Source organism: Myxococcus sp. AB036A (assembly GCF_006547355.1).
GTDB lineage: Bacteria > Myxococcota > Myxococcia > Myxococcales > Myxococcaceae > Myxococcus > Myxococcus virescens.
Window position 1 is genome coordinate 78,660 of sequence record NZ_VHLC01000013.1, and the last position, 13,925, is coordinate 92,584.

At 68.5% G+C, this 13,925-nt stretch carries 15 protein-coding genes; 2 read left to right on the forward strand and 13 right to left on the reverse strand.

The window, feature by feature from the left end; genetic code table 11:
• Window positions 1-151 precede the first annotated feature (151 nt).
• Window positions 152-757, forward strand: coding sequence for a hypothetical protein (locus tag FL344_RS07960; RefSeq protein WP_228564859.1), 606 nt, complete (start codon window positions 152-154; stop codon window positions 755-757).
• A gap of 28 nt (window positions 758-785) precedes the next feature.
• Here FL344_RS07960 and FL344_RS07965 read toward each other — a convergent pair whose 3' ends face one another.
• From FL344_RS07965 to FL344_RS08025, 13 genes are all read right to left on the reverse strand, one after another.
• A complete protein-coding gene (locus FL344_RS07965; RefSeq protein ID WP_141618084.1) occupies window positions 786-1,598 on the reverse strand; it encodes a DUF3014 domain-containing protein in 813 nt (270 codons plus the stop codon).
• Window positions 1,599-1,754: 156 nt separating this feature from the next.
• Entirely contained in the window at window positions 1,755-2,636 is an 882-nt protein-coding gene (locus FL344_RS07970; RefSeq protein ID WP_141618085.1) for a ribonuclease H-like domain-containing protein, read from the reverse strand.
• Window positions 2,636-3,061 (reverse strand): (deoxy)nucleoside triphosphate pyrophosphohydrolase, encoded by a 426-nt coding sequence (locus tag FL344_RS07975; protein ID WP_141589739.1) that lies wholly within the window; start codon window positions 3,059-3,061, stop codon window positions 2,636-2,638. Before FL344_RS07975 ends, FL344_RS07970 begins: the two co-directional genes overlap by 1 nt.
• Window positions 3,061-4,224 carry a PQQ-binding-like beta-propeller repeat protein gene (locus tag FL344_RS07980; RefSeq protein WP_141618086.1) on the reverse strand — a complete coding sequence of 388 codons (1,164 nt, stop codon included), beginning with the start codon at window positions 4,222-4,224 and terminating at the stop codon, window positions 3,061-3,063. Before FL344_RS07980 ends, FL344_RS07975 begins: the two co-directional genes overlap by 1 nt.
• Window positions 4,225-4,235: 11 nt before the next feature.
• Window positions 4,236-5,039 carry a tetratricopeptide repeat protein gene (locus FL344_RS07985; RefSeq protein WP_090492612.1) on the reverse strand — a complete coding sequence of 268 codons (804 nt, stop codon included), beginning with the start codon at window positions 5,037-5,039 and terminating at the stop codon, window positions 4,236-4,238.
• A gap of 71 nt (window positions 5,040-5,110) precedes the next feature.
• On the reverse strand, window positions 5,111-6,490 hold the full coding sequence (gene der, locus FL344_RS07990; protein ID WP_141618087.1) for a ribosome biogenesis GTPase Der: 1,380 nt from the start codon (window positions 6,488-6,490) through the stop codon (window positions 5,111-5,113).
• 1 nt (window position 6,491) lies between these two features.
• A complete protein-coding gene (era, locus tag FL344_RS07995; RefSeq protein ID WP_090492610.1) occupies window positions 6,492-7,436 on the reverse strand; it encodes a GTPase Era in 945 nt (314 codons plus the stop codon).
• A 121-nt stretch (window positions 7,437-7,557) separates the two neighbouring features.
• Window positions 7,558-8,154, reverse strand: coding sequence for a peptidylprolyl isomerase (locus FL344_RS08000; protein ID WP_141589737.1), 597 nt, complete (start codon window positions 8,152-8,154; stop codon window positions 7,558-7,560).
• Window positions 8,155-8,157: 3 nt separating this feature from the next.
• A complete protein-coding gene (locus FL344_RS08005; protein WP_141589736.1) occupies window positions 8,158-8,865 on the reverse strand; it encodes a peptidylprolyl isomerase in 708 nt (235 codons plus the stop codon).
• A 47-nt stretch (window positions 8,866-8,912) separates the two neighbouring features.
• Window positions 8,913-9,695, reverse strand: coding sequence for a ribonuclease III (rnc, locus tag FL344_RS08010; RefSeq protein WP_141589735.1), 783 nt, complete (start codon window positions 9,693-9,695; stop codon window positions 8,913-8,915).
• Window positions 9,692-10,555, reverse strand: a complete 864-nt coding sequence (locus tag FL344_RS08015; RefSeq protein ID WP_171452231.1) for a hypothetical protein — start codon at window positions 10,553-10,555, stop codon at window positions 9,692-9,694. The genes rnc and FL344_RS08015 overlap by 4 nt, the downstream gene beginning before the upstream one ends.
• Entirely contained in the window at window positions 10,555-11,700 is a 1,146-nt protein-coding gene (locus FL344_RS08020; protein WP_140862874.1) for an acyl-CoA dehydrogenase family protein, read from the reverse strand. The genes FL344_RS08015 and FL344_RS08020 overlap by 1 nt, the downstream gene beginning before the upstream one ends.
• A gap of 71 nt (window positions 11,701-11,771) precedes the next feature.
• A complete protein-coding gene (locus FL344_RS08025; RefSeq protein WP_141589734.1) occupies window positions 11,772-13,301 on the reverse strand; it encodes an acyl-CoA carboxylase subunit beta in 1,530 nt (509 codons plus the stop codon).
• A 203-nt stretch (window positions 13,302-13,504) separates the two neighbouring features.
• Here FL344_RS08025 and FL344_RS08030 point away from each other — a divergent pair, with 203 nt between their 5' ends.
• Entirely contained in the window at window positions 13,505-13,864 is a 360-nt protein-coding gene (locus FL344_RS08030) for a YtxH domain-containing protein (RefSeq protein ID WP_141589733.1), read from the forward strand.
• Window positions 13,865-13,925 lie beyond the last annotated feature (61 nt).

Below are 13,925 nucleotides of genomic sequence, written 5' to 3' on the forward strand. Positions count from 1 at the left end.
CATAACGCATGTTATCGGACCTTCTTTCAGAGGGAGAGGTCACGTCCTGGACGGTTATCCGCAACCCCATTGCCGCCAACCCACGGCCCGGCTGGCTGCCCGGCACTCGGTGCTTTCCGGCGTCCATCCCGGCGCATACCGTGGCCGCCACATGCGTCTTCTTCGATTCGGACTCGTCGCCGCCACCTGCTGTGGCGCTCTCGTCCTCTCGGGCTGCCCGGACAAGCCGGCCGCCACCCCGGACTCAGGGGTCGCCGAGGTACCCCAGGTCCCCGCGACGCCGCCGCCGACCCGGTTCTCACTCAGCTACCAGGCGCCGCCCAGCGCCCCCGCCGTGGCACCTGCCAACGACGCGGGCGTGGCCGAGGACGCTGGAATCGCCGCCGCGAGCCTCACGGAGATCGCCCCGGCGCCAGATGACGCGACCATCATTGAGCCCACGTCGCTCCTGGAGCTCCGGACGTCCAGCCCGCTCAAGAACTACCGGGTCCGCCTGTTCGACGAAGCCGACCGGGCCATGGTGTCCGACGACGACGTCGAGGAATCCGAAACCGGCCTCGTCTACCGAATCCAGCTGCCGAAGCCGCTCAAGTCCGGCTTCAAGTACACCCTGGTCGTGGATGCCCAGACCGGCACCGCGTTCACCGACGGCCTGGGCCGTGACGTCGACGAGTTCCGCCAAACCCTTCAAATCGCTGGAGAAAAGGAAAAGCCAGCCCCTCCGCCCAAGCCCGCCGGCAAGAAAAAGCGCCGTTGAGGCTGAGCGGCCCGGGACTGGCTTTGAATCAGCGGTCCGCGACCGGCGGAAGCCCCAGCGAGCTCTTCAGCTCCCGCAGCTTGGCCTGGATGATCTGCATGTTCTGGGGCCCCATGCGCAGCAGATGCTTCTGCGCGGGGCTCAGGTTCTCGAACTCCGGCGCCGCATAGGCATACAGCGCGCCTTCGGGAACGACTTCCACCGGACCTTCCTGCACGGGCACCTTGAGCAGATGTTGGATGGCCGCGCTCAAGGCGCTGCTGAATGTCTGTCCCGGCGGCGCAATCTCCGCGTGGGCCTGGTCGATCAGCGGCTTCAGCTCACGGTACACGCTGGCCGCGGACTGCGTGTCAATGGAGCCAATCACGCGGCCCACGGTGTCGTAGCGTGCGTAGCTGGCCGGATCGATGACCGTGGTGCCGTCCACCTGGGTCACCTGGAAAGCCCCCGTGGGCGCCAGGAACCCGAGCACCGTGCGCGGGCTCGAACCCTCCGCGATGTTGTTCACCGCGGCCGTGAAGCGACGAACCAGGTCTTTTTCGCCCATCCACCGCGCGAGCTCGGGGTCAGGCGAAAGCTGGCTCGCCAGGCTGCGGACCTCGGCGTCCCGTTCCGGCAGCGACGTTTCCGGCATCGTCGGGGGCGCCGCGGCCGTCTCGGGAGCGGGCTCCAACGGAATCGCGGGCACCTCCGCGGGCAGTGACTCCTGACGCCGCAGACCGAAATACGACGCCACCAACGCCAGGCCCACCAGGCCCAGGACGACAGCCAGCGTCTTGCTCTTGGAGCTCTGAGCGGATTCGGGAACCTCGGCCGGCGTCGGATTCGTCGGGTCGTTCATTCATTCCTCCGTAGGTGGACCCTTCAACCTACAAACGCCTTCCCAGGTCATTCCACCAGACCGCTACACTTCACACGCGCAGGTGTTCACCGTCCGGTACTCGCGAACGCACGGCTGCTGCCAGGACGGTGAACCGGGCACAGTCACCCTGCCCGCTCAGCCGCCCTGCTCCATGGCCCGGACGCGAGCAAGGGTCTGCAGATCGCGTTCGGTCGGCCCCAACTCCAGGATGATGCGGCTCACGTCGTAAAGCACGTCGCCACGCTCGAAGACTGGCAGCCGGGGAACATCCTGGTTCAAGTCGTCGGTGCCGCGGTTGTACGCCACGTCCATCAGCGTCCGGAGCTGGAAGGCGTCGTACAGGTTGTACTCGACGAGGAACCGGAGGGCCTCCACATCGCCGCGGCGCTGGTACGCGCGCCACAGCAGCACCGCGTCGTAGCCATTCACGCCCTTCATGTGCGGCGGACGCTCGGCGCCAATCTTCCCTTCGATTTCCTTCAGGCCGCCGCCCATTCCCAGGCGCCGCGTCACGAACCGCAAGTCGATGTGCGCATCCGGCACCGGAAATCGCGCGGGGCCGAAGTAGTCACGCAAGACGGGCACGTCGAAGCACGAGCCGTTGAACGTCACCCACAGCCGCCGGGCCGCCATGGCCTCCGGCAGCGCGTCCATGTTCCGGCCCTGGATGAAGACGTGAAGGCCCTTCGAATCGAACAGGCTCACCACCGTGGGCGCCTGGGCCTCCCGGCCGTCCGTCTCGATATCGAAATAGACGGCGTCGTCCTGGAACTCCGGGTACAGCCGCCAGTGCTCCCGGCTCGGCAGCAGCTCCGCGAGCTTGCGCAAGTCCCGGCGGGCCAGCGCGTCCTTCGCCTCGGCGATGCGCGCCCGGGCCACGTCGTCGGACTTCCGGTTGAGCGCCACCCCCTGGCCGGCTTCCGGAAAGTCATCCCAGGTGCGGATGCCGCGGGACCACAGGTCCTTCTCCCGCCAGGGACCGACACTGGGGATGTGCTGGAACGTCCGCTGCAGCATCAATCGAGCGCGCCCAACCTTCCCGCCACCAGGTCGTCCAGGAGCGGGATGTCCGCCTCGCAGAACGGCAGTGACTGCATCTGCGCCGGCGTGTGGAACGCCAGCGCGTGGGCGCCCAGGGGCCGGGGCTCGCCCGAGACAATCCGGGCCAGGAACAACACCAACTCCACCGTCAGGTCCGGATAGGAATGCTGGCCCTCCCAGAGCCGCCGGCCCACGGCGAGCTCCACGTCCAGTTCCTCGCGGCACTCACGGGCCAGCGCGGCCTCGTCCGTCTCCCCGGCCTCCACCTTGCCGCCGGGGAACTCCCACAGCAAGGCGCGGCTTCCACCGGGGAGCCGCTGCTGCACCAGGAACTGGCGTCCATCCTCCGGCCGCGGAATCAGCGCCGCCACCACGCGGACCGTCCTGCGAGCCGGAGTCATCACCCGTCAATCCCGTTCATGTTCAGGGAGTACAGGTAGCCGTTGTTCGACAGCACGAACAACTGCCGGCCCGCCACGAAAGGCGGCGCGGTGATGCCACTCCCGGGGTTCCACGACACGCGCGAGCGCCCCGTCTTGGGCTCCAGGAACAGCAGCGAACTGGACGTGGGCACGAGCAGCATTCCCTGGGCGAACACCGGAGCGAAGGCTGCCCGTTCCCCCAGGGGATGCGACCAGAGGAGCCGTCCTGTCTCCGCCAGGTAGGCATCCACGCGGCCGTCACCTGCGGCGAAGAGCACCTGGCCGCTGACCAGCAGCGACGTCATGCCGGCCACGGCGCTGTTCCACACCAGGTCACCCGACTCGGACTCGAGCGCGAAGATGCCGCTCTTGTACGACGCGACGTAGAGCTGCCCGTTGGCGTCCATCACCGGGCTGCTGTCCACGTCCAGGAACTCGGAACCGGCGCCGGACAGCGAGCGCTCCCAGGTGACGCCGCCGTCGTCGACACTGAGTGCCACCACGAAGCCGTCGGAGAAGCCGACGTAGGCCACGCCTTCGCGCACCAGGGGCCGCGAAGCGCCGCGGACGGTGAAGCCGGTGGGCGGATCCCGGCGGTACTGCCAGGCCCACTGGCCATCCGCGATCTTCACCGCGAAGAGCGTGTCACTCTCCGAGGCCACGAGCACCAGGCCATTCGCGACCACGGGCACCGTGGCCAGGGCCTCGCCCGCGACGTACTTCCACTTCTCCTCGCCCGAGGCCGCGTCCAGCGCGTACAGCACGCCGTCCCCGCCCGGAACATAGGCCACGCCGTCCACCACCCGGGCCCCGGCGTTGAAGCGGCTGCCCGCCTTGTACTTCCACTTCACCTGGCCGTCGGGACCCACGCCGCGGGCGAACCCGTCCCGCGTGAGCGCGACGGTCGTCCGGCTGACGGCGTCATAGGCAGGCGTCGCCGTCTCACGCGGCCCGTACTCCAGCGTCTGCGGGGGCGCGAGCGCCGCCCACCAGTTGACGGAGAAGTACTCCAGCGGCGTATTCGACGGCGGCCGGGGCAGCTCCGGATTGCCGTAGTACTGCACGCCACTGCAGCCGCCCAGAAGCCCTGCCGCCACAGCGCCACCCAGCCAACGCTTCCAGCTCACGAGCCGCATCGTCATGGCGAGTGTTTCTACCCCGCGTCCGGAACGGGTGCAGCCGCCGGAGCCTCCGGGGCAGGAACCTTCACACCTTCGGACGCCAGCACCGCCAGGCGCTCACCGGCCTGACGCGCCGCCGCCGTGTTCGGCTGCGCCGTGGTCAGCTTCGACAGCACCTGGGCCGCCTCTTCCTTCTTGCCCAGGAGGATGAGCATCCGGGCCTTGTGGTAGTCGCCCATGCCCACCAGGAACGGGCCACCCGCGGCGCCCATCTGCTCGAAGGCCTTGATGGCGTCCTCGTACTTGCCGTCCGCCTCGAGCGCGTAGCCCTGGCCCTCGAAGGCCTCCGCGCGGAGCGGATCATTCTGGGCCGCGCCCTTGAGGTACTCGCCGAAGGCCGTCTGCGCCGCGGCGTAGTTGCCCAACCGGAACTGCGCCTTGCCCTCGGCCAGGGCGGCCGTCACCGCGGCCGGGGTGCCGCCGTGCTGCTGGCGGAACTCGCCCAGCGACTTCACCACGGCCTCGTCGCGCTCCTTCACCGACTTGAAGGGGGGCTCCGTGTCACCGGGCTGCGCGGGCTCCACGCCCTCCACGGGCCGGTCGAGCACGGTCAGCGCCTGCCCCAGCGCCTGGGAGGCCTTCTCCTCGCCGCGCTTGGACACTTCGCTGGCGATGGCCACGCCCACGCCGCCCAGGATGAGCACGCCCGCGGCGAGTCCGATGATCTTCTGGCGCTGCGCAAGCCAGTCGCTCGCCTCGGTGCCCACCTTCTGGAAGGAGTCCGGCTGGCTGAGCTCTTTCTGGCGAATCTTCTCGGTCTTGGTGGTTCCGGCCACGTCTGGAAACCTCTTTTAAAGAGCGGCGCACTGTATGGAGCGCGCGCCGCGAGTGTCAACGCACTGACGCCTCAGCGCTTCCCCTGGCGTTGAGGCCGCTTGCGGGCCTCGCGCTTGGCCTGCCCGGGCCGGCCCTTGAAGATGAGCCGGATGGGCACGCGCAGGTCGAACGTCTTGCGCAGCTGGTTGGTGATGTACCGCTTGTACATGTCCGGAACGCCGTCCGGATGGTTCACGGTGATGGTGAAGGTCGGCGGCGCCGCGGCCACCTGGGCGATGTAGTACATGCGCAGCGGCTTGCCCCGGACGATGGGCGCCGGGTGGTTGTCCACCATGTGGTCCAGCAGCCGGTTGAGCTGCGGGGTGGGCGCCCGGAAGCGGAACTGGTCGGCGAGCTCCGTCGCCACGTCCACGACCTTCTCCACCTTGGAGCCCGTCAGCGCGGAGGTGAAGAGGATGGGCGCGTAGCCCACGAACTTGAGCGAGTGCTTGAGGGACTCGCGGTAGGTCTCCTGCCGGCGCTGGTCCGCGCCCACCAGGTCCCACTTGTTCACCACGATGACCAGGGCGCGGCCCCGCTCCTCGGCCAGACCCGCCAGCTTGGCGTCCTGGTCCACCGCCGGCTCCGTGGCGTCCATCAGCAGCACTGCCACGTCGCTGCGCTCCATCACCTTGAGCGCGGCCACGACGGAGAACTGCTCCACGCGCTGGGCAATGGACTTCTTGCGCCGGATGCCCGCCGTGTCGGTGAGCAGCAGCTTGCGGTCCTTGTACGTGAGCTCGGAGTCCACCGGGTCCCGCGTGGTCCCCGCCACTTCACTGGCCACGACCCGCTTCTCCTTCAGGATGGCGTTGACCAGGGTGCTCTTGCCCACGTTGGGCCGCCCGATGATGGCCAGGCGGATGATGCCGTCGTCGGGCGGCGCCTCCGCGTCCTCGCCCTCTTCCTTGGGCGGCAGCCTGGCGACGACCGAGTCGAACAGCTCCTGCATGCCCAGGCCGTGCTCGGCGGACAGGGCCTGCACGTCGCCCAGGCCCAGGCGGTAGAACTCACCGGCCAGCGCCTGCATCTGCCCGGACGTGTTGTCCAGCTTGTTGGCGGCCAGCACCACCGGCTTGCCGCTCTTGCGCAGGTAGTTGGCCACGGCCTCGTCCGCGGCGGTGAGGCCCGCCCGGGCGTCGGTGACGAAGACGATGACGTCACACTCGTCCACGGCCAGCTGCGCCTGCTCCCGCACCTGCTGGAGGAGTTGGTCCTCGTCACCTGGCACGAAGCCGCCGGTGTCGATGAAGGTGAACTGGCGGCCTTCCCACTCCGCGTCCGCGTAGTGGCGATCCCGCGTCACGCCGGGCTCGTCCTGGACCAGCGCGATGCGCCGGCCCACGAGCCGATTGAACAGCGTGCTCTTGCCCACGTTGGGGCGTCCGACAATTGCGACCAGGGGCTTCATTTCAGTCGTATCCCAGCTTCTTGAGGCCTTCGGGGCGCTCGCTCCAACGCGGTTCCACGCGGACGCGCAGATCCAGGTACACATGCGCGCCCAGCAACCGCTGCACGGACTTGCGCGCGTCGGTGCCAATGGTCTTCAGCATCTGCCCCTGCTTGCCGATGATGATGGCCTTCTGGCTGTCGCGCTCCACGAAGATGGACGCGGCGATGCGGATGAGCCCGCCCAGTTGGTTCGGCGGCGTGCCCGGCCGGGGCTCACGCTCGGATTCGTCGAAGATGTCCACCACCACGGCCGTGGAGTACGGAATCTCCTGGCGGCAGTGCCGCAGCACCTGCTCGCGGATGTACTCGGCCACCAGCGCGCGCTCCTGCTGGTCGGTGAGCATGTCCTCGTCGAAGACGTTCTCGCCTTCCGGCAGGTGTCCCAGGACGGTGTGGAACAGCCGCTCCACGCCGTCCTTCTCCCGAGCGGAGATGGGGACCACCTCCGCGAAGGGGAACTCCTGACGGTACAGGTCGATGAGCGGCAGGAGCTGCGCCTTGGGGACACTGTCGATTTTGTTGATGACCAGGAAGGTCGGCTTGCCGATCTTCTGCAGCCGGTCGAGGATGGCGCGGTTGCCCGGGCTCACCTCGGGCTTCTCGCTCGCTGGCGGCTCGATGAGGAAGAGGACCAGGTCCACCTCCTCCGCCGCCTGGAGCGCCACCTCGACCATGTAGCGGTTCAGCTCGCCCTTGGCCTGGTGGATGCCCGGCGTGTCGATGAACGCCACCTGCCCTTCCGGACGGGTGACGACGCCGAGGATGCGGTTGCGCGTCGTCTGGGGCTTGGGGGAGACGATGGCGATTTTTTCGCCCGTCAGTGCATTGAGCAGCGTGCTCTTGCCCACGTTGGGGCGCCCGATGAGGGCGGCGAAGCCGCTGCGGTGTGTCTTGGGGGGGGCCATTGCTTCGGAGGTGATCTGGGACGCCGCGTACCGCGGAGGCCCGAAAAGGAAACGTCTGGACAGCGCCTATCACACCCCACCGCCCGCCCGGTCATGCCAGGACGGGCGGCGAGCGGACAGGCTACGGCTGGGTCGTCGAAATGGTCAGCTTGTTGATGACCACGGGCTGGCGGGGGCGGTCATCCCCGTCGCGCGGCACGCCGGCGATCTTCTCCACCACGTCGTAGCCGCTGAGCACCTCACCGAAGATGGTGTGCTTGTTGTTGAGGTAGGTCGGCTTGGACGTGGTGATGAAGAACTGGCTGCCGTTGGTGTTGGGGCGGCCGATGTTCGCCGTGGCCAGCAGACCCACTTTGTCGAAGGTCCGGCCGCTCTGGTACTCGTCGTCCACGTTGAAGCCCGGGCCGCCGCGGCCGGTGCCCGTGGGGTCACCGCCCTGAATCATGAAGCCCGGAATCACGCGGTGGAAGATGATGCCGTCGTAGTACGGACGCTGCGTCTTCTCACCCGTCTTCGGGTCCTGGAAGGGCAGCTCGCCCGTCGCCAGGCCCACGAAGCTGCTCACCGTCTTCGGCGCGTCCTTCGCGAACAGCTTCACCACGATCTGCCCCTGCGTGGTGTCGAAGGTGGCGTAAAGGTCATTGCCCGCGCGGGCCTCGTCCAACATTCCCATGCTACCCTCCCGTGTGGGGGTCCGTCCGAGGACGAACCCGGTCATGTGTCACGGCCTTGGTGAAACCGACTTCGCGCCCGCGTCCTTCTGGGGCGCCGCTTCCTTGCTCGCCGCGGGGGCCGTCACGCCCGCGGGAGCCTTGTCGCCCAGCACCACGCGGGTGAGCACCACCGCGGTGCGCGGGCGGTCCCGGTTGTCCCGAGGCAGGTTGCTGATCTTCTCCACCACGTCATAGCCGCGGAGCACCTCACCGAAGATGGTGTGCCTGCCGGCGAGGTGTCCGGGCGTGGAGGTGGTGATGAAGAACTGGCTGCCGTTGGTGTTGGGCCCCGCGTTGGCCATGGCCAGCAGGCCCACCTTGTCGAACGTGCGGCCGCTCTGGAACTCGTCCGCGAAGCGGTAGCCCGGGTCGCCGAAGCCGGTGCCCGTGGGGTCCCCGCCCTGAATCATGAAGCCCGGAATCACGCGGTGGAACACCGTGCCGTCATACAGCGGCTTCTTCGACATCTTCCCCGTCTTCGGGTCCCGCCATTCCTTCTCACCGGCGGCCAGGCCCACGAAGTTGGCCACCGTCTTGGGCGCGTCCTTGGCGAAGAGCCGGACGACGATGGTTCCCTCGCTCGTCTGGAGCGTGGCGTAGAGGTCCTTGCCGGCCGCGGCCTTCCGGGTCCACTTGCCGGAGTCAGCGGCGAGGACGGAGCCCGCCAGCAGGCAGGTCACCAGCGCGAGCGTCTTTCGGAGGGAGGCGGGGGGCATGTCGGCGCGGCACCTTACGCGCCGCCCCCTGCCCCATCCAAGGGGTTTCACGCCGGGGTGTCGTGTCGCGGCGTTCCGGGCGGGGGGGAGGTGGGACACGCGGCGTCTTCCCGCAGCTTCTCCAGCGTCGCTTGCGCGGCGGACTGCTCCGCCTCCTTCTTGCTCCGGCCGGTGGCCCGGGCGAAGGCCGTCTCCCCCAGCATCAGCTCCACCTCGAACACCTTGGAGTGTTCCGGACCGGACTCCGAGACGACGCGGTAGCGGGGCTGGAGCTTGAGCCGCTCGTGGGCCAGCTCCTGGAGCAGCGTCTTGTAGTCGAGCCGCCCCTGGCCGCTGGAGACCTCGTCCAGCAGGTCCGCGAAATACCGGTCCACCAGCGCCACCGCGGCGTCCAGGCCGCTGGTGAGGAACACCGCGCCGAAGACGGCCTCCAGCGCGTCCGCCAGGACGGAGTTCTTCTCCCGGCCGCCGGACATGAGCTCGCCCCGCCCCAGCAACAGCAGGTCGCCCAGCGGGATGGTCCGGGCCACGCGGGCCAGGCCGTCCTCGTTGACGACGCGGGCGCGCATCTTCGTCAGGTCGCCTTCGGGCAGCCCCGGGCAGCGCGCCATCAACCGGTGGCTGACGGCCAGGTTGACCACCGAGTCGCCCAGGAACTCCAGGCGCTGGTTGTCCTTCAGCTCCTTGTCCCGGGTCTCGTTGACGTACGTCTTGTGCGTCAGGGCCTCCAGCGCCGTCTCCATCCGGGAGAAGCTCAACCCCAACCGCGACTCCAACAACTGCACCCGCTCGGACGGGCTCATCTTGTCCGCACCACTCAAACGCATCACTCCTGAGGTGCGTCCGGGCCCACCAGCCTCACGGCCGCGGGAGGGACCTTCAACAGGTCCGCCACCATCCGCACGATGCCTGGGAACTCATCCAGCTCGAACCGCCCCGCCCACTCCTTGCCCTGCGGACCCGCCAGCAGCCCCCGGAAGGTGCGGCCCGCCACCCTGGCGGCGGCGAAGCGGTACGGGCGGCCCTCCACCTGCAACTGCGCCAGCAGCTCCAGGCTGCTGCGGGGAGGCAAGAGCGCCTCCGCGCCGAACTTCTCCACGATGTCGGAGAAGCGCACCAGCCCGGCGCCCACCGGCGCGGCCTGGGGACGGGCCGCCGGCTCGCCAAAGAGCGCGACCAGGTAGCCCGTCAGCGCCGCCCGCTCGCGGAACTCCGACAGCTCCAGCGTGTGGCCGCCGCCGGTGGCCAGGTCTTCCTTCCCCCGGGCCACGCGGGCCACGCGGAAGTTGCCCAGCCGGTCCGACACCAGCGTGACGGCCAGCTCACCGTCCACCACCTCCGTGGACAGCTCCAGCGTCTCCGGCTCCACGCGCGGCGTCAGCCCCAGCACCTGGAGCTCCGCGGAGCGGCGCTGGACGTGGAAGATGTGCTCGTTGAATGCGTCCGCGAGCAGCGCCTCGATGTCGGCGACGTCGCTGAGCGCGCCCACCAGGATGGGGGCCAGCCCCACCACGGCGGGCGGCGCGATGGGGATGAGACGGTCCCCCATCACCTGGAAGGTCACCTCGGGGATGAAGGCCCGGGTGACGGGATTGACCAGCGGGGACGACTCAAGGTCCAGCACCGCCTCGGTGCCGGCCGCGTCCTCCCGCAACTGCAGCCCGAGACCTTCCAGCCGCGCGGTGTCCATCAAGCCCCTTTGAAGGTTTCCCGGGCGATGATTGTACGCTGGATCTCGCTGGTTCCCTCGCCGATCTCACACAGCTTGGCGTCGCGCAGGTAGCGCTCGACCGGGAACTCGCGGGTGTAACCGTACCCACCGTGGATCTGCACGGCCTTGTTGCAAGCCCGCATGGCGGCCTCGGAGGCGAACAGCTTCCCCATGGAGGCCTCGCGCGAGTACGGCTTGCCTTCGTCAGCCAGCTTGGCGGCGCGGTGGACCAGGAGCCGGGCGGCGTCCAGCTCCGTCTTCATGTCCGCCATCATCCAGCGCAGCCCCTGGAACTCGCTGATGGGCTGGCCGAACGCGGTGCGCTCGCGCGAGTAGCCAATGGACTCCTCCAGGGCGCCCCGGCCCAGGCCCACCGCCAGCGCGCCGATGGTGATTCGGCCGCGGTCCAGGATCTTCATCGTGTCGATGAAGCCGTGGTCCAGCTCACCCACGCGCGCCGAGTCCGGCACCTCCACGTTCTCTAGGACGAGCTCGGCCGTGTCCGACGAGCGCATGCCCAGCTTCCCGTGGATGGCGCGCTGGCTGAAGCCCGGCAGGCCCTTCTCCAGCAGGAAGGCGGTGATGCCCTTCTGCCGCTTCTGCGGCGAGGTGACGGCCAGCACCACGAACACGTCACCCACCGTGCCCTGGGTGATGAACATCTTGGCGCCGTTGAGCACCCAGCCGTCGCCCTTGCGCACGGCCGTGGTCTTCATGCTCGACGCGTCCGAGCCGGACCCCGGCTCCGTCAGGCCCCACGCGCCCAGGTACTCACCCGTGGCCAGCTTCGGCAGGTACTTCTGGCGCTGCGCGTCCGAACCGAAGACGCGCAGGTGGCTGGTGCCCAGGCCGTTGTGGCTGGCCACCGTCAGCGCCAGCGAGCCGTCGTAGCGGGCGATCTCCTCCACCGCCACCGCGACGGCGAGCGAGTCCATGGCCGCTCCGCCGAACTCCTCGGCGACGAGCATGCCCATCACCCCGAGCTGCCCCAGCTCCCGGACGACTTCCATGGGGAACGTCTCGTCCTTGTCCCACTCACGGGCATACGGCTTCACCCGCCGTTCGCAGAAGTCACGGATGGAGGACTGGAGGGCTCGATGGCTTTCTGGAAGGTCAAAATCCATGGTGTCAGCAGGATCTATAGCAGACGGCCCAAGCGCAGCCCGGGCCTTGGAGGTGGGGTAACGCTACCTACTCAAACCGGATAGACACCGTGTTTCTTTTCCGCACGGGGCTGATGCCGCTGGGAGTAGACGCCGTAGCGCTGGGTGAGTTCTTGACGCAGCCGGTCACCCGGGACGATGTCGTCGATGACCAGCTCGCTGGCCAGCTTGTAGATGTCCACGTCCTGCTTGTACTCGTCGCGCAGCTTCTGGACGTAGGCTGGCCGGTCGGCCTCCGGCAGCTCCTGGATCTTGTTGTAGTAGACGGCGTTCACCGCCGCCTCCGGGCCCATGACGGCGATCATCGCTCCGGGCAGCGCGATGGTGGCGTCCGGGGCGAAGCCGGGGCCGCTCATGGCGTAGAGGCCGGCGCCGTAGGCCTTGCGGACCACCACACAGATGCGCGGCACGCTGGCCTCGGACACGGCGGAGATCATCTTCGCGCCGGCGCGGATGATGCCCGCGCGCTCCACCTTGGTGCCAATCATGAAGCCCGGCACGTCCGCCAGATAGAGCAACGGGATGTTGAAGGCATCACACAGCCAGATGAAGCGGGCCGCCTTGTCCGCGCTGTCCACGAACAGCACGCCGCCCTTGTACTTGGGCTGGTTGGCGACGATGCCCACCGGGCGGCCGTCGATGCGGGCCAGGCCCGTGACGAGCTCCTGGGCGAAGAGCTTCTTCACCTCGAACCAGCTCCCCTCGTCGATGAGCTCGTTGATGAGCTCATGCATGTTGAAGGGCTTGTTCTGGTCGACGGGGACGATCTCCTCCACCTTCTTGCCGCCGGCCTTGGGGGCCTTGGGCTCGGCGCGCGGCGGCGCCTGGGAGAAGTTCTCCGGGAAGTAGCCGATATACTTCTTGGCCGCCTCGATGGCCTCCTGCTCCGTCTTCACCAGCACGTCGCCGACGCCGGAGATGGAGCAGTGCATCTTCGCGCCCCCCATCTCCTCCAGGGTGACCTTCTCGCCGATGACCATCTCCGCCATGCGCGGGCTGCCCAGGTACATGGAGGCATTGCCTTCCACCATGATGACCAGGTCGCAGAACGCGGGGATGTACGCGCCACCGGCGGCGGACGGACCGAAGAGCAGGCACACCTGCGGCACGAAGCCGGACATGTGCACCTCGTTGTAGAAGATGCGGCCGGCGCCGCGGCGCCCGGGGAACATCTCCACCTGGTCGGTGATGCGGGCACCGGCGGAGTCCACCAGGTAGAACAGCGGGCAGCGCAGGTCGCGGGCCGTCTCCTGGATGCGGAGGATCTTCTCCACCGTGCGGGCGCCCCAGCTCCCGGCCTTCACCGTGGAGTCGTTGGCCATGATGGCCACGGTGCGCCCGGCCACCTTGCCCACGCCGATGACGACACCATCCGAGGGCAGGTCCGGGTCCAGGTTGTTGGCGAGCTTCGCGTCCTCCACGAAGGAGCCTTCATCCACCAGCAGACGGATGCGCTCGCGGGCGAAGAGCTTGCCCGCCTCCGCGTTCTTGGCGTGGTACTTCTGCGCGCCACCCTTCTCCACCTGGGCGATCTTCTCCAGCAGTCTCGAGTCTTGGGACATGGCCCGTGGCACATAGCAGAAAGGGCTACGGCTGGCTGCCTTCTCGCTGGGGAACCGGCGCGGCGTGACAGGCAGACGACGCACCGCGCAGAACGGTCCCCGCAGGGGATGCCGCTCCAGGCTCCCCTGCCTACCTTGGTGCTCAACGGGGGCGTGCTCGCGATGGATGCGCACCCGGCAACCATTGGGCCCAGGAGGGACGCATGTTCGCAGCGAAGAAAGGCAAGTGGATGGCCAAGGGAATCGCCCGGAGCGAGCTGTACCGCAAGTGGCTGGCCCATAAGCTCATCAATGACCTGCCGCGCGTGGCGCGGAACCGCTGGGATGACTTCGAGCCGGATGACGTGCTGCGGCATGTCGGATTGACCACCTACAAGCCGGCGCGCACCGGCCTGGGCGGCCTGGGCATCTTCCTCCTCGGCGTGGCCGCGGGTGGCGTGGCGGCCCTGCTGCTGGCCCCGAAGACGGGCACCGAGCTGCGGACCACCGTCAAGGACAAGGCCACCGCCTACATGAACAAACAGAACGTCAACCTGGGCCAGGAGCGCACCGCGAACGCCTGACCGGCGCGCGCGGCCTTCGCGCCATGTGACGTGACGCACTTCGGGGACGGGGCACCGGTGG

Bases quoted from the DNA above. Each gene is read 5' to 3' on its own strand.
- FL344_RS07975 (WP_141589739.1), bottom strand. From the start codon at position 3,061: ATGACTCCGGCTCGCAGGACGGTCCGCGTGGTGGCGGCGCTGATTCCG.
- FL344_RS08030 (WP_141589733.1), top strand. From the start codon at position 13,505: ATGTTCGCAGCGAAGAAAGGCAAGTGGATGGCCAAGGGAATCGCCCGG.
- FL344_RS08015 (WP_171452231.1), bottom strand. From the start codon at position 10,555: ATGGACACCGCGCGGCTGGAAGGTCTCGGGCTGCAGTTGCGGGAGGAC.
- FL344_RS08000 (WP_141589737.1), bottom strand. From the start codon at position 8,154: ATGACCGGGTTCGTCCTCGGACGGACCCCCACACGGGAGGGTAGCATG.
- FL344_RS07965 (WP_141618084.1), bottom strand. From the start codon at position 1,598: ATGAACGACCCGACGAATCCGACGCCGGCCGAGGTTCCCGAATCCGCT.
- FL344_RS07980 (WP_141618086.1), bottom strand. From the start codon at position 4,224: ATGACGATGCGGCTCGTGAGCTGGAAGCGTTGGCTGGGTGGCGCTGTG.
- FL344_RS08005 (WP_141589736.1), bottom strand. From the start codon at position 8,865: ATGCCCCCCGCCTCCCTCCGAAAGACGCTCGCGCTGGTGACCTGCCTG.
- FL344_RS08020 (WP_140862874.1), bottom strand. From the start codon at position 11,700: ATGGATTTTGACCTTCCAGAAAGCCATCGAGCCCTCCAGTCCTCCATC.
- FL344_RS07970 (WP_141618085.1), bottom strand. From the start codon at position 2,636: ATGCTGCAGCGGACGTTCCAGCACATCCCCAGTGTCGGTCCCTGGCGG.
- FL344_RS08025 (WP_141589734.1), bottom strand. From the start codon at position 13,301: ATGTCCCAAGACTCGAGACTGCTGGAGAAGATCGCCCAGGTGGAGAAG.
- era (WP_090492610.1), bottom strand. From the start codon at position 7,436: ATGGCCCCCCCCAAGACACACCGCAGCGGCTTCGCCGCCCTCATCGGG.
- FL344_RS07960 (WP_228564859.1), top strand. From the start codon at position 152: ATGCGTCTTCTTCGATTCGGACTCGTCGCCGCCACCTGCTGTGGCGCT.
- der (WP_141618087.1), bottom strand. From the start codon at position 6,490: ATGAAGCCCCTGGTCGCAATTGTCGGACGCCCCAACGTGGGCAAGAGC.